The sequence below is a fragment of the Kordia sp. E genome (assembly GCF_056033805.1).
In genome coordinates, this window is the sequence record NZ_JBRASR010000001.1 from 401,781 (window position 1) to 421,470 (window position 19,690).

The 19,690-nt window shown below is 32.8% G+C and carries 20 protein-coding genes; 11 read left to right on the forward strand and 9 right to left on the reverse strand.

Features of this window, described 5'->3' with window-relative positions:
- Window positions 1-69: 69 nt before the first annotated feature.
- Genes ACUUYC_RS01955 through ACUUYC_RS01970 form a run of 4 tightly spaced genes read left to right on the forward strand, consistent with a single transcriptional unit; the run spans window position 70 to window position 2,765 of the window.
- Window positions 70-423 (forward strand): YciI family protein, encoded by a 354-nt coding sequence (locus tag ACUUYC_RS01955; RefSeq protein ID WP_474263250.1) that lies wholly within the window; start codon window positions 70-72, stop codon window positions 421-423.
- The gene (locus ACUUYC_RS01960) at window positions 423-1,673 is read left to right on the forward strand and encodes an RNA polymerase sigma factor (protein WP_474263252.1); all 1,251 of its coding nucleotides are present in this window, start codon (window positions 423-425) and stop codon (window positions 1,671-1,673) included. The genes ACUUYC_RS01955 and ACUUYC_RS01960 overlap by 1 nt, the downstream gene beginning before the upstream one ends.
- Window positions 1,674-1,678: 5 nt before the next feature.
- Complete coding sequence (locus tag ACUUYC_RS01965) at window positions 1,679-2,389, forward strand: hypothetical protein (RefSeq protein WP_474263254.1); 711 nt, start codon at window positions 1,679-1,681, stop codon at window positions 2,387-2,389.
- Between the two features lies 1 nt (window position 2,390).
- Entirely contained in the window at window positions 2,391-2,765 is a 375-nt protein-coding gene (locus ACUUYC_RS01970) for a hypothetical protein (RefSeq protein WP_474263256.1), read from the forward strand.
- Window positions 2,766-2,836: 71 nt separating this feature from the next.
- On the opposite strand, the gene ACUUYC_RS01975 is transcribed toward ACUUYC_RS01970, so the two are convergent.
- From ACUUYC_RS01975 to ACUUYC_RS01985, 3 genes are read right to left on the reverse strand one after another with little or no spacing between them, the layout of a single operon-like run.
- Window positions 2,837-3,598, reverse strand: coding sequence for a LytR/AlgR family response regulator transcription factor (locus ACUUYC_RS01975; RefSeq protein WP_474263258.1), 762 nt, complete (start codon window positions 3,596-3,598; stop codon window positions 2,837-2,839).
- Window positions 3,598-5,379, reverse strand: a complete 1,782-nt coding sequence (locus tag ACUUYC_RS01980; RefSeq protein ID WP_474263260.1) for a histidine kinase dimerization/phosphoacceptor domain -containing protein — start codon at window positions 5,377-5,379, stop codon at window positions 3,598-3,600. Before ACUUYC_RS01980 ends, ACUUYC_RS01975 begins: the two co-directional genes overlap by 1 nt.
- Before the next feature lie 18 nt (window positions 5,380-5,397).
- Window positions 5,398-5,970 carry a hypothetical protein gene (locus ACUUYC_RS01985; RefSeq protein ID WP_474263262.1) on the reverse strand — a complete coding sequence of 191 codons (573 nt, stop codon included), beginning with the start codon at window positions 5,968-5,970 and terminating at the stop codon, window positions 5,398-5,400.
- 288 nt (window positions 5,971-6,258) lie between these two features.
- Between ACUUYC_RS01985 and ACUUYC_RS01990 the strand changes: the two genes are divergently transcribed.
- The 4 genes from ACUUYC_RS01990 to ACUUYC_RS02005 are packed head-to-tail and all read left to right on the forward strand — an operon-like array spanning window position 6,259 to window position 9,065.
- Window positions 6,259-7,047 (forward strand): SH3 domain-containing protein, encoded by a 789-nt coding sequence (locus tag ACUUYC_RS01990; protein WP_474263264.1) that lies wholly within the window; start codon window positions 6,259-6,261, stop codon window positions 7,045-7,047.
- Between the two features lie 19 nt (window positions 7,048-7,066).
- Window positions 7,067-7,927 carry a GNAT family N-acetyltransferase gene (locus ACUUYC_RS01995; RefSeq protein ID WP_474263266.1) on the forward strand — a complete coding sequence of 287 codons (861 nt, stop codon included), beginning with the start codon at window positions 7,067-7,069 and terminating at the stop codon, window positions 7,925-7,927.
- 21 nt (window positions 7,928-7,948) lie between these two features.
- Window positions 7,949-8,608, forward strand: a complete 660-nt coding sequence (locus ACUUYC_RS02000; RefSeq protein ID WP_474263268.1) for a hypothetical protein — start codon at window positions 7,949-7,951, stop codon at window positions 8,606-8,608.
- A gap of 43 nt (window positions 8,609-8,651) precedes the next feature.
- Window positions 8,652-9,065 carry a hypothetical protein gene (locus ACUUYC_RS02005; RefSeq protein WP_474263270.1) on the forward strand — a complete coding sequence of 138 codons (414 nt, stop codon included), beginning with the start codon at window positions 8,652-8,654 and terminating at the stop codon, window positions 9,063-9,065.
- Between the two features lie 21 nt (window positions 9,066-9,086).
- Here the strand turns inward: ACUUYC_RS02005 and ACUUYC_RS02010 are convergent, their stop codons facing one another.
- Genes ACUUYC_RS02010 through ACUUYC_RS02020 form a run of 3 tightly spaced genes read right to left on the reverse strand, consistent with a single transcriptional unit; the run spans window position 9,087 to window position 11,475 of the window.
- Window positions 9,087-10,622 (reverse strand): peptidoglycan-binding domain-containing protein, encoded by a 1,536-nt coding sequence (locus tag ACUUYC_RS02010; RefSeq protein WP_474263272.1) that lies wholly within the window; start codon window positions 10,620-10,622, stop codon window positions 9,087-9,089.
- A 9-nt stretch (window positions 10,623-10,631) separates the two neighbouring features.
- On the reverse strand, window positions 10,632-10,979 hold the full coding sequence (locus tag ACUUYC_RS02015; protein WP_474263274.1) for a hypothetical protein: 348 nt from the start codon (window positions 10,977-10,979) through the stop codon (window positions 10,632-10,634).
- Window positions 10,980-11,004: 25 nt separating this feature from the next.
- Window positions 11,005-11,475 carry a hypothetical protein gene (locus ACUUYC_RS02020; RefSeq protein WP_474263276.1) on the reverse strand — a complete coding sequence of 157 codons (471 nt, stop codon included), beginning with the start codon at window positions 11,473-11,475 and terminating at the stop codon, window positions 11,005-11,007.
- Window positions 11,476-11,732: 257 nt separating this feature from the next.
- Here ACUUYC_RS02020 and ACUUYC_RS02025 point away from each other — a divergent pair, with 257 nt between their 5' ends.
- The 3 genes from ACUUYC_RS02025 (at window position 11,733) to ACUUYC_RS02035 (ending at window position 15,247) form a co-directional block, all read left to right on the forward strand.
- On the forward strand, window positions 11,733-13,271 hold the full coding sequence (locus ACUUYC_RS02025; protein ID WP_474263278.1) for a sulfatase family protein: 1,539 nt from the start codon (window positions 11,733-11,735) through the stop codon (window positions 13,269-13,271).
- A 214-nt stretch (window positions 13,272-13,485) separates the two neighbouring features.
- Window positions 13,486-13,677, forward strand: coding sequence for a hypothetical protein (locus ACUUYC_RS02030; RefSeq protein WP_474263280.1), 192 nt, complete (start codon window positions 13,486-13,488; stop codon window positions 13,675-13,677).
- Between the two features lie 217 nt (window positions 13,678-13,894).
- Entirely contained in the window at window positions 13,895-15,247 is a 1,353-nt protein-coding gene (locus ACUUYC_RS02035) for a DEAD/DEAH box helicase (RefSeq protein WP_474263282.1), read from the forward strand.
- 112 nt (window positions 15,248-15,359) lie between these two features.
- Here the strand turns inward: ACUUYC_RS02035 and ACUUYC_RS02040 are convergent, their stop codons facing one another.
- The 3 genes from ACUUYC_RS02040 to ACUUYC_RS02050 form a co-directional block, all read right to left on the reverse strand.
- Window positions 15,360-15,515: a hypothetical protein gene (locus ACUUYC_RS02040; protein WP_474263284.1), complete on the reverse strand. Its 156-nt coding sequence runs from the start codon at window positions 15,513-15,515 to the stop codon at window positions 15,360-15,362.
- Window positions 15,516-15,819: 304 nt separating this feature from the next.
- Window positions 15,820-17,727 (reverse strand): acetate--CoA ligase, encoded by a 1,908-nt coding sequence (gene acs, locus ACUUYC_RS02045; RefSeq protein WP_474263286.1) that lies wholly within the window; start codon window positions 17,725-17,727, stop codon window positions 15,820-15,822.
- A gap of 173 nt (window positions 17,728-17,900) precedes the next feature.
- Window positions 17,901-19,676: a sodium:solute symporter family protein gene (locus ACUUYC_RS02050; protein ID WP_474263288.1), complete on the reverse strand. Its 1,776-nt coding sequence runs from the start codon at window positions 19,674-19,676 to the stop codon at window positions 17,901-17,903.
- Window positions 19,677-19,690 lie beyond the last annotated feature (14 nt).

The following is a 19,690-nucleotide window of genomic DNA, read 5'->3' on the forward strand; positions in this document are numbered from 1 at the left end:
TTAAAAAAAGTGTCCTCTTTTGTCTTTTGAAAAACGTCTTAGAGGTATAACTATAAAAAATATATACTTATGAAAGAATTTATGATGATTTTCGTCGGAGCAGATTATGCTGATTTAGGGCTTTCGCCAGAAGAATTACAGAACCGTATGGGAAAGTGGTTTGCTTGGGGAGGCAAAATGGAACAAGCAGGAGTTTTGCGTGGAGGAAATGCATTGAATCCTCAAATTCGTAGAATTGTTGGCGAAAATCGTACCGTAACCGATCTTTCTTCTGCTGAAGTAAAAGAAATTATTGGTGGTTATTACTTAGTAGTTGCCAAAGATTTTGATGCGGTTCAAGAAATTGCACAAGATTTTCCAGATTACGATTTAGGTGGAACAGTAGAAATTAGAGAAGTAACTGTTTTTGAAGATCGCGACTAATGGAATCAAAACTCATAGACCATTTATTCCGCTATCACAGTGGAAAAATGGTCTCTGTACTTACGCGTATTTTCGGACTATCGCATCTTGATGTTATAGAAGATGCTGTTCAAGATACATTTATCAAAGCCAGTATTTCTTGGCGAAAACAACAACCTCAACATCCAGAAGCTTGGCTTACACAAGCAGCTAAAAATAGAGTTTTAGATATCTTCAGAAAACTCAAAACTGAAAAAAACAATTTACCACAGTTACAGCAAAGTCGCGATTTTATTGCCGTGAATGAACTATTCTTGGACACTGAAATTGAAGATGCACAATTGCGCATGATTTTCACCGCGTGTCATCCTAATTTAGATCCAAGAGACAGAATTTCGTTTGCCTTAAAAACGGTTTCAGGTTTTAGCATTAAAGAGATTTCTTCTGCTTTATTGACAAAAGAAGAAACCATAAAAAAACGATTGTTACGCGCTCGAAAAACAATCAAATCATCAACTATAAAATTTCATATTCCGCAAGGAAATGCGCTTCCACAACGATTGGAAAGCGTGATGGAAGTTTTGTATTTAATTTTTAATGAAGGTTTTCATTCCAACACAAAAGAAAATTTAATTCGAAAAGAGTTGTGCGGAGAAGCCATGCGATTGTGTAAAATGTTACTCAAAAACACACATACACGAACTTCTGCAGCATATGCATTATTTGCGTTAATGTGTTTTCATTCTGCACGATTAGAAGCAAAAACAAATGCTTCTAATGAACTTCTCGATTTAAAAAACCAAGATCGAAGTTTGTGGCATTTTCCATTGATTGAATTAGGAAACACAATGATGAATAAAGCTGTTACAGATCCGGAATATTCATGCTATCACTATGAAGCTGCAATTGCTGCCGAACATTTGCGTGCGGCAAGTTTTGAAGAAACCAATTGGAGCAAAATTTTATATTGGTATACATGTTTATATACCATTCAACCCTTACCAATTTATGTTGTAACAATGGCAGTTGTGTGCTTGCAGAATTTAGATTTCACAACAGCAAAAAAATATTTAGATCAAGTGGAAGCAAGCGATTTGGCACAACGTAGTTATTTGTATTACGGAACACTTTCTGATTATTATTATGCTATAAAAAATACAGAAAAGGCAATTATCAATATTGATTTAGCGTTAGCAACAGTGACAAATTCACTTGAAAAAGAGTATTTAGAAAAGAAACGTTTAACTTTAGTTACCATCAAAAAAGTATAATTTCCATGAATATATTCCAAAGAATAGCTCGAAAAATCATTAAGAAATCATTTAATTTTTCAGTCTTTCTGATTGAATCATTTAGTGATATGAAACCATACAAAGATAAAGTTATTGCCTTAAGGAAGCTTGAAAATGGAACATTAGGAAAAGAAATTGCAAACTGCTTGGACCATTATCAACTCAACTTGGTTCCCAATTATGAAAGTCACGATTTAAAACATGTGTTACTTGATTACGACATGACACCTGAAGGCGAAATTCGCATGCAAGCTTTTATGATTGGAAATGGGAACTACTCTATTCCTTCATTTGCAATTTTACTTTTTGGAGTTTTCTTATTGCCAGATTTATGGAAAACATTCTATACTGATTTTAAAAAAGGTAGAAATACTATACCTGTGTCAAATTGGACAATTAAAGCGTATGCATGTAAGAATTTAGACGATTTACAAAAACAACTTAGTCAATCAATTATAAATTCAAAACCACTTTTCCAACCCCAACAACTTATAAAAATTGGTGCTTTTACAGCAATTATTACTGGTGTTTTTGGCATGTTTTTTTGCCTTCCATTTTTATTTTCTTCAAACATGGCAGATATCGTCGGCGCTGGATTTCCTTTTGTCGGTGGAACCATTTTAGCAATTGGTGGGCTTTTAGTTTTATCAAACTTAGTACAAGTAAACAAAAAACAAGTAGCAGTAATATCTTAATATGAATAGTTCCCTAAAACAACTTAGCATTACCATCTCAATATTACTCTTATGTGTCGTTTTTTATGACTTTTTTGTATTAAATGAATATCATATAGAAAACGGAGCTTTGATTGGAATTTCTACTTTACTATTCATTAATATTTTTAGGCATTTCAATTCTAAAATAAAATTGAGTACTTGGATTTTAATGTTCTTATATGTTGTGATCCTTTTCGTTGGACTCTTGTCATTTTATATATTATTACTTTCTAGTTTCGGGTTTGGCTTTACGGGAAGAACTACACCTTGGAATCATATTTTTGCAGTCATTTTAAATCTGGCATTGATGATTGTTACAGTGATAGAATTTCAAAGATTGATAAGTAAAAAGTAATTCGAAAATTCAAAATAACATTTATAAAACATTCACTTAAATCTTCACGTGAACGTTTTATATTTTCTGAATTAAATTGTTCTGAACAATTTAAAAACCTGTTCTTTTTGCGATTTACTTACAGGAATTTTATGCGTCCCTACATACAACATGTTTCCTTCAAACCCTGAAACTTGACTAACATTAACAATGTAACTTCGATGTGTTCGAATGAAGTTTGCCGTTGGCAATTGCAGTTCTACTTTTTTCATGACAACAGCATATACAAAACGATCCGATTTTGTATAAATAGTACAATAGTTATTATCGGCTTCAATGAATAGTATTTCCGCCAACGGAACACGCTCAAAGTGATGATTCTTTTTTAAGAACAAACTGTCTTTGATTTGCAATACTTGTGAAGCTTCAGCATCTGATTCTTGACTTTCAAACACATCTTTCCCTGGTGTTTTGTTAGAAAAATTCATCAACGCTAATTCAATTGCAATTTTTACTTGTCGATCATTGAAAGGTTTTAAAATATAAGCATACGGATGCACTTTTTTGGCACGTTCAACTAATGAAGTGTCTGCATGTGATGTTAAAAATATAAACGGAATATGATACTTTTCATTGACAATTTTTGCCAATTCAATTCCATCTTTATCACCTTTTAAAATAATATCAATCATTATAATATCGATATCATTTTGTGCTTCCAAAATTGTAACGGCTTTTGCTACCGAAGGCGCAATTCCGACAACTTCATAAGTCATATCTGTTAAACGATCACGAATATCGTGTGCTAAGATAATTTCGTCTTCTACCACTAAAACTTTTACAGTTGCGCTCATTAATTCAATTTTATTTTCATTTCCCAATGTGTTCCTTTTGTATTGATGCGCTCCATAGAGCCTTCTAATTGCTCAATTAGCGACGTAATTAACTTGATTCCAAACGAGTTGTTTTTTACATTGTCAGTTTTTGTAAATCCAATTCCATTATCAATCACTTGAAGGTGTAAATCTTCCGCAGTTTCTTGCATGATTACAATTTTCAATAACGGATCTTCAACATCCTTATAAGCGTATTTTAATGAATTAATCACCATTTCATTGATGATTAATGCCAATGGAATTGCTATATCAATTCCAATACTAATATCTGCAATAGAAAAACTTGGTTCAAACTTCGTGTTGTAAGCTTCAAACAATCCTAACACTAACTCTTGAATGTAATCTTTGAGTGGAATTTTCGTATCAACACCTTCTTGATACAATTTACGATGCACCAAGGATAGCGCTTCTACTCTATGTTTTCCTGACAAAATAGCTTCTTGTGCTGGATGATTTGTCAATTCTCTACTTTGCAAATTGAGCAAACTTGCAATCATTTGCAGGTTATTTTTCACTCTATGATTTAACTCCTGTAACAACAATGCTTTTTCTTGTTCACGTTTGCTAATCAGTTCTTTTTGATCGGATAATACTGTATTGGTTTTCTTTACTTTTTGATTGATTCGATATAATAAATAAGCCAAAAATAATAAGACTACAAATCCAGAAATTAAAGCAATTACCCACCTTTTTTGATTTGCATTCGTAATGTTTAATATGTTTATTTCCGATTCTCGTTTTGATACTTCATAATCAGCTTTAATTTGCTCATTCTTTTGAATATTTTCTTTATTGACTAAACTATCTTGATATTGCTGATATATTTTTTGATAGGCTAATGCTTCCGAATATCGATTTGAATTTTCATACAAATTGGTTAGCGATGCACTAAAATCTCTGATTTGCTCTTTTAAACCAGCTTCTTTTGCCATTGCAAAGGCTGCTAAAAATTGTATTTCTGCCAATTGTATATTACCCTCATTTTTATATAAGTTTCCTAATTCCGCTATATATACAGAAGTTGAATTTGCATCTTCTAATTTCGCAAGAATTGTGATTGCTTCTTTCAAATTATTTTTTGCTTCCGTCAATTTATTTTGCTTTGCATATACCATTCCCAGATTTCCTAAAGCATATCCTTTTATTGCGTCATCTTTAAACGATTTGCTCAATTGCAAAACTTTTATATTCGATTCTATGGCGCCTTCTAAATTATCAGATAAGCGATATGCTTCTCCTAAGTTAATAAGTACTAATGCTAAGTATAGACTATCTTCAGCTTCTTCATATACTTTTTTAGCCCTTTTAAAATATTTTATTCCAGCTATGTAATCAGTTTCTCTAACATAATGACTTCCTATTTGAGTATACGGAGCTCCTTGATTTTGTTTTAAATCTAACGAATCATATATCTGTAACGCCTTAAACGCAGCTTTTAAAGACGAATTTTTATTTCCCAATTGTTGTTCAATAGCACCTATTTCTTCCCAAGCCTGTCCTTGTAAAACTGGATCATTAATTTCGGCAGCTATTTCTAAAGATTGTTTCGCATAATAAGATGCTTCGTCTAGTTTAGGATGGTTGGAAGCAATTTTTATTAATATGCCAACCTGTTCCTGTTTAGATAATTTTTCATTTTCAAGTAGCTTTAGTAAACTATCAGTTATTTGCACATTTTGTCCAAAACAATTTAATGTTAGCAAAAAAAATATGAATAATATAATGTGCTGTTTATTCATTAAATATTTTTAAAAAAATTAAGACCTTCTTCCTCCTGATGTCACTTTAATTAATGGGTCAATCACAAAATAAAAAGTTCTGAGTTTACTTTCTCCAGATGGTGATATTACATTAATTGTTGATTTAAAAATAGCTTTATAGGAAAGGAAAGAAGTTAGTGGATCAGTTCCAGAATCTTTAATTATAGTAATAGCACATATATCATCAACAGGCTTTATACTTATAGAGCTGTCAGGAAGTTTTAAAATGTTTTCTGGACTTGTATCAAATATATTTTCCCAAGGATTAGGAAGTGTTACAAATTGTGCATTAAAATCTTGCCCTACATTGTGTATATTACAAGCAACTAATTCTAACTCCATTTTTTCACATGCTGAACCATCAGCCTCAACTAACTGAAATGCAATCGTTTCACCGCTTTTAAATTCGTATAAATTGGGATCGTTAATGGTAACAAAAGTATCTACAGGAATTGGTTTTGCAGAAGTTCCTAGAGCGATATCAGTTTTAGTAATCGCTTCATATAAGCGTTCTACCTGAACTTCAAATGAAATTTTATTAGTACCTGAATATGATGATGTAATTAACATAATGAGTTGTTTTTTTAAGTAGTCTCTAGTACATGTTTGTTTGATAAAACAATTAATACTACTTGCTACAAGTTAATAAAAGTTTATAAACTATTTGATTATTCCTTAAATGTGAGTGATTACAATCCTAAAAAGAAAAAAAATGAGTGAATGAATATATTTGTATAGTGAATGTTTTCTTTTTTGAAGTCAGTCATTATGTAAAGAAGAAATATTCCTTACATTGAAACTAAATTCTAACCAACTAACAATCGAATGAAAATTTATTCTTTTATCTCAAAACTGTGCATGCTTTGTTTTATAATTTTGATGGCTTCTTGCGGAGCCGATTCTAAAGAAAAACCAAAAACAGACACTACAACTACCACAACAGAAACAGAAAAGGCTGTTGAAACTCCAAAAGAAGACAATACATATTACATTTGGGTTGACAATATTAATGTACGTGATGCTTCAAATACTAAAGGAAAGGTAATTGGCACATATAAACCACAAGAAATAGAATTTACAGGAACAACATCTGAAAACAAAGATATTATTGTACTTCGTGGTGTTGTATATGATTCATATTGGTTTAGAGTAACAACCAATGACAACAAAGAAGGTTGGGTTTATGGAGGTGCCGTCAAAGAAGAAGGTGCTGATGCAGGAAACGAAATTATTACAAATGAAAAATTTGATTTCCCTCATTTTGGAAAATTCGATCTAACTACTTGGAAAAATATTGGTGTTAAAAATGAAGAAGCAGGTGACGCAGAAACACGAACAACAACCTATTTTAAAGATGGACAAACTTTAGAGGTAAGTAAAACTGATGTTGGAGAATACGGTTACTATCATAAACATGTTTTAAAAAATAGTAAAAAGGAAATACTAAAGGAACGTGATTTTGGCTTTACCGTTGACGTGGGCGAAAATGAACGCATTATGGAGTTAACTGAAATTGTAAAAGATCATACTAAAAAAGTAAAGTATACACGTTCTCAAAAAACGAGCAAACATTTTATGCAAATGAACGGCAAACCACAAATGGTAAATGGTACTTGGGAATCGGTTACATTAAAAAGTGACGAATAATGTTAAGTGTTTTTTAAATATGAATATAAACAATTTAAAATTTGAAAAGCTAAATTTAGATGGTGTAAAAATACTCGCATCTTGGGCAGAAAAAGAAGGTTGGAATACTGGTTCGCATGATGCAGAAGTATACTTTGCAACCGATCCTGATGGTTTTTATGGTTTTCATTACAATGGAGAACTTATTGCTGGCGGATCCATTGTTTCATATGATGGAAATTTTGGGTTCATGGGATTTTTCATCGTAAAACCTGCATATAGAGCACATGGAATTGGCAGAAAGTTATGGTATCACAGACGTGATATGTTGCTTTCTCGATTGCACAAAGATGCAGCTATTGGACTTGACGGCGTTGTGGACATGCAACCATTTTACCAAAAAGGTGGTTTTGAAATTGCCTTTAGGGATGTGCGTTATGAAAAAAAAGGAATTCCTTTTAACATAGATCAACATATTTCTTCAATAACGAAAGAAGATTTTGAAAACATCTTAGCATATGACAAACAATGTTTTGGATTTCCGCGCCCACAATTTTTAAAACCTTGGTTACAACTTCCATTGACAAAAACATTCAAATATGTTGAAAATGGCCAACTAAAAGGGTTTGCTATTATTCGAAAAGCCACAACTGGTTACAAAGTTTGTCCATTATTTGCTAACACTCCTGTTATTGCAGAAGCATTGTATAAAGCGTGTTTAAATGCTGTTATTGGCGAATCACTCTTTCTTGATATTCCTATGAAAAATGAAGCTGCTAAAGCACTTGTAACAAAACACAAAGCAACTTATATTTTTGAATGTGCGCGGATGTATTTAGGCACACCACCAACGGTTGATCTCAATAAAATATTTGGAATTACAACTTTTGAATTGGGCTAATATCATTAAACTAAAAAACATATGGAACACACACAAATAGAAGAAGCGTATAACAATACATTTTCTGGATTGACCATGTATTACAGAGATTGCGAATTGAATCCTGATTATATTGCTTCATACATTCCTTTTCAAATTATACTAGAAAGAGGTTTCACTGATGTTTCATCTTTTGCAGAAGGACTCAGTTCAAATTTGAGATACGCAATTGCGTCTAACAAAGCCGTAAACATGTCACAAGTAAACCCAACAGTTGCTAAATATGGTTTTCATTTAATTTCGGCTCCTTCGCATTATAAAGTGTTGGATATTTATAAAATTGGAGAACAAACACAGATTTTATTACTTCATTTCGATGAAAAATTTAAAAGTACATTCAATGCTACAACTTCAAATATTGAAGAAAAAGTGATTGGAATGGGACGTGATAGTTTTGATAAAAAAATACAATTAAAACCTAATGAAGTGTTGCATGAAAACGAATGGAGAGAACGCACACAATTTCCTATTGGAATGTCTGATAAAGGTGAGTTTTTCTTGACTTCCACTTCCGTAGATAAAACGCAGACAACAACTATAAAATCTCAAAAAACAACGACTATTGAGACTTCAAATGAGCCTCAAAAAGCAGAAAACGAAGCAACAGAGAAGAAAAGTTTTTGGAAAAAATTATTTGGATAAAAAATGACAATTTTGAACTTACCTAATAAAAATTAAAACCTTAATGAAGAAGAGGAACTACCTATTGCTAATTATTATTTCAACGCTTTTTTTATTTAGTTGCAAAAACGAACAAAAAACTGAGTCAAATCCACAATGGAATTATGAGTACATAAAAGGTTTTGGGGAATCTAAAAAAAGTACCTTTACATTTTGCGCTATTATACCAAAAATAGTAGATTATGATTATAAAGTAGGAACTTGGGCTTTTTATTCACCACAAAAAGTAAAAATTGCAGAAGGAGTATTTGATATTGAACTTGTTGAAATAGGTGATCGTGGAGGTTGTCCTTATTCTTTTTATGAAAATACTGCTGATCCTGAAAAATGGAAATTTTGGAATAGTAATGGAAAATCAATACCTATAAATAAAAGAGATTTGAATTTTATATTAGAGTATCAAAGTAGTTCTGAATAAACTAGCAAAAATTATATAAAATCAACTAGCAATCAATTTAAAATCTTGATATAAAACACGTAGCTCTTTGTAGCCTTTTAATAACGAAAAGAGGATTCGTGCCCAACCTAATAATCCCATGGAGAGATTTTTAAAAATATTGAATATCCATCCTACTATTTTACAACCAAGCTTAAAAGCTGTAGCTTGTTTTACTAGTGCAAACGAACCAGCTTCAGAATTTTCAGCACTTATATTTTTATCAATATATACATAAGTATCCATATCTTTTGAAAATTTGAAGAACATATCATCAGTCACCATTCCACCTCTAATGTAAACTCCAATAGATTTTACAATAGCGCCAATTCCTCTTGTAACAATCTTAAAAGACTTGGAAACAAACCGATAAAAACCTTTAAAAAGATTGTTCTTCACAAACGCAACGACCTTCTTCCCTATCTTTTTAATCCAGCGCCAAATACGTTTCAATCCATCCCACAAACGCATGCCTTTTTCTTTTACATAATCCCAAGCTTTTTCTATATTACTTGTGGTTTCGGCAACATTATTTTTTATAATAAGTTGTTGTGCAATTTCTTCACTTGCATCATCAGCTTTATATGATTCTTCTGATTTTAAAGCATTTCCGACAGTTATGAAAAAACTAGGTGTAATTTTCATTGCCAATTTTCTTGCTTCAGCAGCACTTTTGCCTTCAAAGTCTTGATAATACTTAAAAACTTCTTTCCAAAGATCGCCTTCAACTTCATACCTGTAATTATCATTTCCATCAATAACTACATCATATCCTAAAAGCCAAAGTTCAATTTTTGCACAATTGATCATAAATACTTTCGAAAGTTTTCGTTCAGCATTTCTTTTTGATTCTGTTTCTTTTGTTAATTTCAAAAAGAAAGAACCGCTTGTTGGTTTTGATCGTTTTGTAATAGCGTACGTTAATTCTTCTTGATCAAATAATAGCTCTAAAGTTTCATAGTTAAAACCAGCTGCAAAGCTCTTTTTTCGCATATAAAACATACGAACGATACTTCCAAACTTGATTAAACTTCTACTACTTAACAATTTAGAATTTGGTCTGGGTTTTTTATGAAACAAACCTAAACACCAAAGTCGCAACTGTATAGCTCTATGCATTACATTCTGCACTTCTGGTTTAATATGTCCATCCACAAACCACTTTTCATAAGTAAAAGATGATTCATAGCTTACCAATTCATCAAGCGCATACCAAGTTTCATCGCCAACCCAACTGTCTTGTGTTAAATTTGCATCTCGTTGAAACGCTAAAACAGCTTTTTTAATTTTGTCAATTTTTCTATGTATGCGCTTGGGGTTAAATTTTCTGCGCAGATATCCTAATAGATACAATCGTGAAGCAATAGTTTGAACTCTAATCTTTTGATGTTGCATGTCAAAAGCTTCTGTTTTATTTACAGGAACTTTATTGACAAAGCCATTATTTTCAACACCATGTAAAATAGTTTCAAAGTCTCCTAATTGTTCTACTTCAGTACCAGAAACTTTCGGATACGTATATGCAGGAAATCCGCTCATGTAGATTGATTATTTAATTAATCCCTTAAACAATCCTAGCAAACCAATACGCGTTTCAATTCCTGCTTTTACAGCATTTTTGTGTACTTCTAAGGCAATACTAGGAACATCATCTAAATCTTTTTTTACAAAATTATAGGAATCACCATCAAATTGCGCTAGCGTTTCTGCTACCAAATCAAGTTTTCCATCTACGATGGCTTTGTCAACTTCCGTCTTAAGTGTTTTATATCCTTTATTAGTATTTATAGTGGCTTTTATTTCCCCTGAATAGGTTTGCACATGTAAAGATGTTAAATCTTCAATTGCATTATTTAATTTGGTTAATGCCTGTTTAAGTCCTTTTCCTTCTGCCATAATGTAATGTGTTAGTTTTATTTGATTAATTAATATGTGTTCTAATTATTTGTTCTATAATATTATCAATGTTATATGTAACATCTTTTTCTTCAACAAAGTCACGACTGCCTTTTTTTGGACTATGTCTGTATTGGTAATATTTGGTATGAAAAATTTCGTGCCCTACATGTGATGCATATATAATTAAACGTTCTTTTTCATTTTTATTTTTCAACCACCAATTATAGGTTACAATTGTATTACCATTAATATTTGTTTCTCCTTTTGTATGATATCCATATCGCTTAAATGGATTCCATAATTTCTTTACGTGTAATTTCAATTCAATATGATCAATGCTCATTAAATCATCAAATACAGCTTGTCCTGAAATGGTTTGATTAGTTCCGCATAATGACGGTTTGTTTGAGCATGTAAATGAATTATCTATTACTAAATCCCTGAACTCTGTTGAATTAAAAACCCTATTCAGTAATTCAATAGTCTTCTCCATAATTGATGTATCTATCGGGCGTCTTAAGCGCTTTGACACAAGTATAATTCGAATTCTTTGATCGTCATTTTCAGGCATATAAATAGTATAAAAAAATTTACTTTGAAAAGATAGGAAAAAACCATAAATCTAACAATACGAATCAGAAAAGTAATTACATTATAAGTACTTTTACTCACTTTACAAGTAACGTATTTGCACGCTCACACAAATTAAAAATTTATAAGATATTCAAAACTAAACAAAAACTGAATCCTATGAATTTTTCTGAACAAAGAGCCAAACTACCTGAACAACCTGATCTAATTTTAATTATTACAGATCAAGAACGTGCAACTCAAAACTTTCCAGCAGGCTGGGAAACTGAAAATTTAAAAACCATGACCTTTTTAAAAGACAATGGCTTTACATTTAACAAAGCATTTTGTAATTCTTGTATGTGCTCTCCAAGTAGAACAACACTTTTTACAGGCGTGTATCCTGCACAACATGGTGTAACACAAACACTGACTTTTGGCGGACGTTATTCGGATGCTGAAACACAACTTGACCCAAGAATATACAATATGGCACGAATGCTTTCTGGTGATGGTTACGATGTTCAATATCGTGGAAAATGGCATTTGAGTAAAGGTGAAACTGAAAACGGTTTAACAGCTTCTGAAATTGCTCTTACTGGCTTTAGAGGTTGGATTGCGCCTGATGCTGGAGAAGATGTAAAACCACAAAATTTTGGTGGCGGTTACGCAAATCATGACGAAATGTACATTCAACAAGGAATTGATTTTTTACAACAAGTTCGTACAGAACGTGAAAGCGGTAAAGAACGTGTTCCATTCTGTTTGGTGCTTTCATTGGTAAATCCGCATGATGTATTAGCATATCCAAATGGTGTAAATTATGGGTATTCTGAAAAAGATTGGCTTGGCAGAAGTGTTGGATTGCCATATTCGGTCAATGAAGATTTATTAAAGAGCAAAAAACCAATGGCGCAGTTTCAAATTGTACAATCTGCAAATATCCTTTTAGGAGATTTACCTGATGATGAGAAAAAACTAAATTATATTAACTTTTATGCACATACACTCACAAAAATTGATAAACAAATTGGAGAGTTTATTGATGAACTCTATCGTGTAAGTGAAAGTGGAAATCGAATGGCAGATGATGCACTCTTAATCCGTATTTCTGATCATGGAGAAATGGGCTTAGCACATGGTGGTATGCGACAAAAAGCATTCAATGTATATGAAGAAACACTAAATGTTCCGATGGTGTTTTCAAACCCAATACTATTTCCTAGTCAAGATGAAAATGGAACAGCAATTCCACAACGTATTTCAAACGAATTGGCAACTTTAATAGATATTATGCCAACAATGGCAGAAATTGCAAATGTGAAACATCCTTCAAAAGCATTGCAAGGAAACAACTTGTTACCAATTATTACAGATGGAACTAGTGTTCAAGATGAAATCATGTTTACGTTTGACGACACCAAAGCGAGTTCGGCTGATTATGCTTCGGCAGTTTTAGCTTCAAATCGTATTCGTTGTATTCGTACCAAGGAATGGAAATTTGCCTATTACTTTCATGCTTTAGGAAGTTATCCAACCATGTACGAATTGTATAAATTGACAGATAATGAAGATAACGAAATGGAAAACTTAGCATACAATCCTGAATATAAAGCGGTCAGAGACGAACTAGCAAAAAAATTACATGAAGCGGAAAAACGTCTCTTACTTCGTAATGCAATTTCCGATGGACCAATTGCGTTAAATCAAAATCTATAAAATATATTTTTTACTATTAAAGGCTACTTATGAAATATAAGTAGCCTTTTCTATTTACAAAAGAAACTAGATATTATTTTAAACGATTCCTTCTGATTTACAATTCCTTATTCATTCTTAATATACTTATCCATTTATAAATCGGCACTTCTACTTATTGCTTTCAAAAGGTCAATCGTATACATTTACCATCTAATCTTTAAAACTTTATATCATGAAAAAAAGAAATTTAAAAGCATTAAAACTCAACAAAAAATCTATTTCTAGTTTTAACACATCTACGATCAAAGGAGGAACTATAGAATCGATTATTAATCCGCTACTTTGCGCTGGTTCAGAAGGTGTCTGTGTGAATACATATGATGGAGTTGTTTGTGATTTACAAACACCAGCACCAAAACAATAAATAAGTTAGTAGAGTGTTTAAAGCGAACTTCGGTTCGCTTTTTCTTTTTAATCAAAATTCAGGCTTATAAACATTTAACAAGCAATCTTCGGATTGCTTTTCTTTTAATCTTTACGATTACATTTTCATAAAAATCCTCATCGGTCATTAAAAATATTAGTCCTTACTAATCATTTAACGAATTGAAATACACTACATTTGCGCAAAATTACACAATATGTCTACTTTTCAGGATTTTGACTTATCGAATCAATTGCATTATGCCATTGAAGATTTAGGTTTTACAACGCCAACACCAATTCAGGAACAATCATTTTCAGTAATTCGTTCTGGGAAAGATGTGGTCGGAATTGCACAAACTGGAACAGGTAAAACATTTGCATATATGTTGCCTTTGTTGCGCGATTTGAAGTTTTCAAAGCAAGTTAATCCGCGAATTTTAGTCTTAGTTCCAACACGAGAATTAGTAGTTCAAGTTGTGGAGCAAATTGAATTGTTTGCCAAATATATCAATGTACGTACTGTTGGTGTATATGGTGGTGTAAATATGAACACACAAATGCAAGCATTGCAACAAGGTGCTGATATAATAGTAGCTACGCCAGGACGTTTGTATGATTTAGTATTGAGTAGAGCATTGCAACTAAAAGCGATTAAAAAGTTAGTAATTGATGAAGTTGATGTAATGTTAGATTTAGGTTTTCGATTCCAGATTACTAATATTCTTGAATTATTACCTGAACAACGTCAAAACATTATGTTTTCGGCAACGATGACAGATGATGTACGTGTATTGATTGATGATTTCTTCACAACTCCACATACAATTTCTATCGCGGTAAGCGGAACACCATTAGATAATATTTCACAAACATGTTATCCGGTTCAAAACTTTTACACGAAAGTGAACTTGCTAAAGCATTTATTAAAAGATAAAGAAACCTATAGTAAAGTATTGGTTTTTATTTCGAATAAACGCATTGCTGATCGTTTATTTGATTGTTTGAAATCTGACTTCGGAGAAGAATCGTGCGTAATTCACTCCAACAAAACACAAAATTACCGTTTGCGTTCCATCAATCAATTTAATGAAGGAATGAATCGAATTTTGATTGCTACTGATGTTATGGCACGTGGATTGGATTTAGAAATGATTACACATGTATTTAATTTTAATACGCCAAATTATCCTGAAAACTACATGCATCGTATTGGTAGAACTGGTCGTGCAGAAGCCAAAGGAAACTCTATTTTGTTTTATACAGCAAAAGAAAAAGAAGACAAGGAAGCAATTGAAACCTTGATGAATTATGAAATTCCACAACTAGAATTCCCTGAAGAAGTTACTATTTCAAACGAATTAGCACCAGAAGAACAAACACACATTCGCGAGATTAACAATCCTTCAAAAACTACAGGACTCGAACCCGGTTTTCACGAAAAGAAAGAGAAAAACAAGAAGACAAATCAAGGTGGTTCGTACCGAAGAGAAATCGCAAAAAAGTATAAAAAACCTAAAACGAGAGGTGATAAAAATTACAATCTGAAAAATAAGAAGAAGAAACGGTAATTCTTTAGCAATTCATACTATAACTCAATATACTTTTTGAGTATCAAATTGCTACATTATCAAACTTGCTGTTATAGGGAAAAGAAAAACGAGCCGAAGCTCGTTTATAATTTTAAGGCTGTGTATCCTTATCTGCACTCCAACACCAACAATCTGAATATGGTAAGGATAAATACGTTGGATATCCTCTTCCTGCTTTAATTACCTCACTAATTTTAGAGACAACTTTTTTGTTAAGATCTAAATTCTTAAGATTCCTTTTTTTCATAACTAAATGATTTTAAAGTTAATAATGACATGAAATTAAAACAGAAAAAAGCAGAAAACAAGAATCACAACCTTCGTTTTATGAATTAGAGGTTCTTAAAAACGCTAGTATTAACGGAACCTGAAAGCATTTGATTTCTTCATAATTTTTGATGATAAACGAAATAATATGCTACGCTATGAATAATATTTAAAATGTGTAAAAAGTAGACTAAAACATATAGAAAACTATATAGAAGAGAAATAAAAAAACTCCTTAAAACATAAGTTTTAAGGAGTTTTCTGTATCTAAAAATTATATATTTCTATAAAGCATTATCTTTGATATCTTGTACAACCTCAGGATTGAGTAATGTACTGATGTCTCCTAAGTTTTCTGCATCTTTTCCTGCTATTTTTCGAAGAATACGACGCATGATTTTTCCAGAACGTGTTTTTGGTAATCCATTTGTAAACTGAACTTTGTTTAGTTTGGCAATTGGTCCAATTTGTTCTGTTATAATCTGATTGATTTCTTTTCGTAGATTATCATGATTTCTACTTTCTCCCGTTTCTTTCAACGTTACATATCCGTATAATGCATTTCCTTTTACATCATGTGGAAAACCTACTATTGCCGATTCTGCTACTGCAGGATGTTCGTTAATTGCATCTTCAATTGGTGCCGTTCCTAAGTTATGTCCAGAAACAATAATGACATCATCTACTCTACCTGTAATTCTGTAATATCCAACCTCATCGCGCAAAGCACCATCTCCTGTAAAGTATTTGTTTTCATAGGCTGAGAAGTATGTGACTTTATAACGTTGATGATTTCCCCAAATGGTTCGTGCCATACTTGGCCATGGAAATTTGATACACAAACGTCCATCTACTTGATTTCCTTTAATTTCTTTACTGTTTTCGTCCATCAATGCAGGTTGAATTCCTATAAATGGTAAGGTTGCATATGTTGGTTTGGTTGGTGTTGCAAATGCAATTGGCGTAATCATTATTCCACCAGTTTCTGTTTGCCACCATGTATCTACAATTGGTGCTTTTCGTTTCCCTACATTATCATCATACCAATGCCAAGCTTCTTCATTGATTGGTTCTCCAACTGTTCCTAAAACTTTTAAGGAAGATAAATCGTGCTTTTCTACATGCGCTACACCTTCTTTTGCTAATGCACGAATGGCAGTTGGCGCTGTATAAAACTGACTAACTTTATGTTTTTCTACAATTTCCCAAAAACGTCCAAAATCAGGATAACTTGGTACACCTTCAAACATAACTGTCGTTGCACCATTACATAACGGGCCATATACAATGTAACTATGTCCGGTAATCCAACCAATATCCGCCGTACACCAATACACATCTTGTTCTCTGTATTGAAATACATTTTTAAACGTATATGCAGTATATACCATATAACCTGCCGTTGTATGCACCATTCCTTTTGGTTTTCCTGTAGAGCCAGAAGTATATAGAATAAATAATGGATCTTCCGCGTCCATAATTTCAGGATCACAATCGTGATATGCTTCGTCTAACAATGGTTGCAACCAATGATCGCGACCTTCTTTCATTTGAATATCAGAGTTGATTCTTTTGGCTACCAAAACCGATTCTACACATTCACAATCTTCCAAAGCATCGTCAACAATTCCTTTTAGATCGATGGTTTTTGCGCCTCGATATGAACCATCGCTCGTAATCACCATTTTACAATCACTATCATTAATTCGTGTCGATAAAGCTATAGAAGAAAATCCTGCAAATACTACAGAATGAATTGCTCCAATTCGCGCACAGGCTAAAACTGAAATTGCTAATTCAGGAATCATTGGTAAATAGATACAAACACGATCTCCTTTTTGAATCCCTTTTTCTTTCAACACATTCGCAAAACGACATACTTTTTCGTGCAATTGTCGGTACGTAATGTGTTGTGCTTCTTCACCTGGACTGTTTGGTTCAAATATGATTGCTGTTTTATCGCCTCGTGTATTTAAATGACGATCTATACAGTTTTCAGTGATGTTTAATTGCGCACCTTCAAACCATTTTACTTCTGGTTTTGAAAAATCCCAACTTAGTACATTGTTCCACTTTTTTCTCCACATAAAGTGTTCTTCCGCGATTTCTTCCCAAAACACTTCAGGATTTCGAACAGATTTTCGATATACTTGATAATATTCTTCTAAGTGTTTTATATGATAATTACTCATGGTTGGTTTGTGTAGTTTTGAAGGTTTACTTTTTTATTATTATAAATTTCTGTGTGATAAACGCTGTTACTAGTTGTTGTTTTTTAAAGTTGCGGATTAATTTACGAAGAATTTTTCCACTTCCAATTTTAAATTAAGTTCTATAACATTCTTCTTATTTTTGTTATATCTGATTAATGACTGGAAGCTTCTCCTGCTCCAGAAGGTATTCTGATATTTTCTACGAGTTCTTGTACTTCTTTTGGTGGTGCAGCTGTAAATCTTGAAACGACTACGGAAACGACAACATTAACAATCATAGCTATTGTTCCAAAACCTTCAGGTGATGTTCCAAACCACCATTCGCTCGCGGGTCTTGGATCAAATGTCATCCATAGTCCTGTTTTATATCTGATCATATAAAACAACATCAATACAATTCCGACCACCATTCCTGCAATCGCACCTTCTTTATTCATTCGTTTGTCAAAGATTCCTAAAATAATTGCTGGAAAAAATGATGCTGCCGCCAAACCAAACGCTAAGGCGACTACGGCGGCGACAAATCCTGGTGGGTAGATTCCGAATAACCCTGCAATGATAATGGCTACTAATATTGCAATACGTGCTGCTAATAATTCTCCTTTTTCTGAGATATTTGGTTTTAATTGTTTTTTGATTAAATCATGTGAGATTGATGTTGAGATTACTAGTAATAATCCTGCGGCAGTTGATAGTGCAGCGGCTAATCCACCAGCAGCAACTAAAGCAATAACCCAATTTGGAAGTTTTGCTATTTCAGGATTTGCCAATACCATAATGTCTCTATCTACATATAATTCATTTTTAGCGGTACTTGCATTTGCAATTAAACGTTCTCCATTTGTGCCTCTTTCTTCTGTAAATACTGGCTTTTTTCCATCTAATGCGTTTCCTGCAACATATTGTATTTTTCCATCTCCATTTTTATCTGACCAAGCTATTAATCCTGTGTTTTCCCAATTTTTAAACCAACCTGGAATTTCTTGGTATTCTTTATCACTTACTGTTTCTATTAAGTTTGTTCTTGAGAATACTGCAATTGCTGGTGCAGTTGTGTATAAAATTGCTATGAAAAGTAATGCCAATCCAGCAGATTTACGTGCGTCTTTTACTTTAGGAACCGTAAAGAAACGTACAATTACGTGTGGTAATCCTGCTGTACCAACCATTAAAGCTAATGTGATTGCAAATACATCCCAAGTTGATTTCGTTCCGCTTGTGTATTCGTTGAAACCGAGTTGTGTATGCAATGTATCGAGTTTATCGAGCAGAAAGGCGCCACCTTCTACCTTTCCTCCCATTCCAATTTGCGGAATGATGTTTCCTGTCATTTGCATGGAGATAAAAAATGCTGGCACCATGAATGCAAAGATTAATACACAGTATTGTGCAACTTGTGTGTATGTGATTCCTTTCATTCCTCCTAAAAAAGCAAAGATTAAAACTACTGTCATTCCTATGATAACTCCAACAGTAATATCTACTTGCAAGAATTGAGAAAATACTATTCCCACACCACGCATTTGTCCTGCAACATAGGTAAATGATACGATTAATGCGCAAATAACGGCTACTGTTCTTGCTGTGTTAGAATAATATCGATCTCCAATAAAATCGGGCACTGTAAATTTTCCAAATTTCCGTAAGTACGGCGCTAATAGTAACGCAAGTAATACGTAGCCACCTGTCCATCCCATCAAAAATACAGAACCATCATATCCCATAAAAGAGATCAATCCTGCCATACTTATAAATGATGCTGCGCTCATCCAATCGGCGGCTGTTGCCATTCCATTTGCTAATGGAGAAACACCTCCACCAGCCACGTAAAATTCTTTTGTTGAACCAGCTCGCGCCCAAATTGCAATTCCAAAATATAGGGTAAACGTAATCCCTACTAATATCCAAGTCCACGTTTGTACACTCATAGTTTCTTGTTTTT

Bases quoted from the DNA above. Each gene is read 5' to 3' on its own strand.
- ACUUYC_RS02005 (WP_474263270.1), top strand. From the start codon at position 8,652: ATGAAGAAGAGGAACTACCTATTGCTAATTATTATTTCAACGCTTTTT.
- ACUUYC_RS02000 (WP_474263268.1), top strand. From the start codon at position 7,949: ATGGAACACACACAAATAGAAGAAGCGTATAACAATACATTTTCTGGA.
- ACUUYC_RS02035 (WP_474263282.1), top strand. From the start codon at position 13,895: ATGTCTACTTTTCAGGATTTTGACTTATCGAATCAATTGCATTATGCC.
- acs (WP_474263286.1), bottom strand. From the start codon at position 17,727: ATGAGTAATTATCATATAAAACACTTAGAAGAATATTATCAAGTATAT.
- ACUUYC_RS01960 (WP_474263252.1), top strand. From the start codon at position 423: ATGGAATCAAAACTCATAGACCATTTATTCCGCTATCACAGTGGAAAA.
- ACUUYC_RS01970 (WP_474263256.1), top strand. From the start codon at position 2,391: ATGAATAGTTCCCTAAAACAACTTAGCATTACCATCTCAATATTACTC.
- ACUUYC_RS02040 (WP_474263284.1), bottom strand. From the start codon at position 15,515: ATGAAAAAAAGGAATCTTAAGAATTTAGATCTTAACAAAAAAGTTGTC.
- ACUUYC_RS02030 (WP_474263280.1), top strand. From the start codon at position 13,486: ATGAAAAAAAGAAATTTAAAAGCATTAAAACTCAACAAAAAATCTATT.
- ACUUYC_RS01975 (WP_474263258.1), bottom strand. From the start codon at position 3,598: ATGAGCGCAACTGTAAAAGTTTTAGTGGTAGAAGACGAAATTATCTTA.
- ACUUYC_RS01995 (WP_474263266.1), top strand. From the start codon at position 7,067: ATGAATATAAACAATTTAAAATTTGAAAAGCTAAATTTAGATGGTGTA.
- ACUUYC_RS01985 (WP_474263262.1), bottom strand. From the start codon at position 5,970: ATGTTAATTACATCATCATATTCAGGTACTAATAAAATTTCATTTGAA.
- ACUUYC_RS01980 (WP_474263260.1), bottom strand. From the start codon at position 5,379: ATGAATAAACAGCACATTATATTATTCATATTTTTTTTGCTAACATTA.
- ACUUYC_RS02015 (WP_474263274.1), bottom strand. From the start codon at position 10,979: ATGGCAGAAGGAAAAGGACTTAAACAGGCATTAACCAAATTAAATAAT.
- ACUUYC_RS01965 (WP_474263254.1), top strand. From the start codon at position 1,679: ATGAATATATTCCAAAGAATAGCTCGAAAAATCATTAAGAAATCATTT.
- ACUUYC_RS02025 (WP_474263278.1), top strand. From the start codon at position 11,733: ATGAATTTTTCTGAACAAAGAGCCAAACTACCTGAACAACCTGATCTA.
- ACUUYC_RS01955 (WP_474263250.1), top strand. From the start codon at position 70: ATGAAAGAATTTATGATGATTTTCGTCGGAGCAGATTATGCTGATTTA.
- ACUUYC_RS02020 (WP_474263276.1), bottom strand. From the start codon at position 11,475: ATGGAGAAGACTATTGAATTACTGAATAGGGTTTTTAATTCAACAGAG.
- ACUUYC_RS02050 (WP_474263288.1), bottom strand. From the start codon at position 19,676: ATGAGTGTACAAACGTGGACTTGGATATTAGTAGGGATTACGTTTACC.
- ACUUYC_RS01990 (WP_474263264.1), top strand. From the start codon at position 6,259: ATGCTTTGTTTTATAATTTTGATGGCTTCTTGCGGAGCCGATTCTAAA.
- ACUUYC_RS02010 (WP_474263272.1), bottom strand. From the start codon at position 10,622: ATGAGCGGATTTCCTGCATATACGTATCCGAAAGTTTCTGGTACTGAA.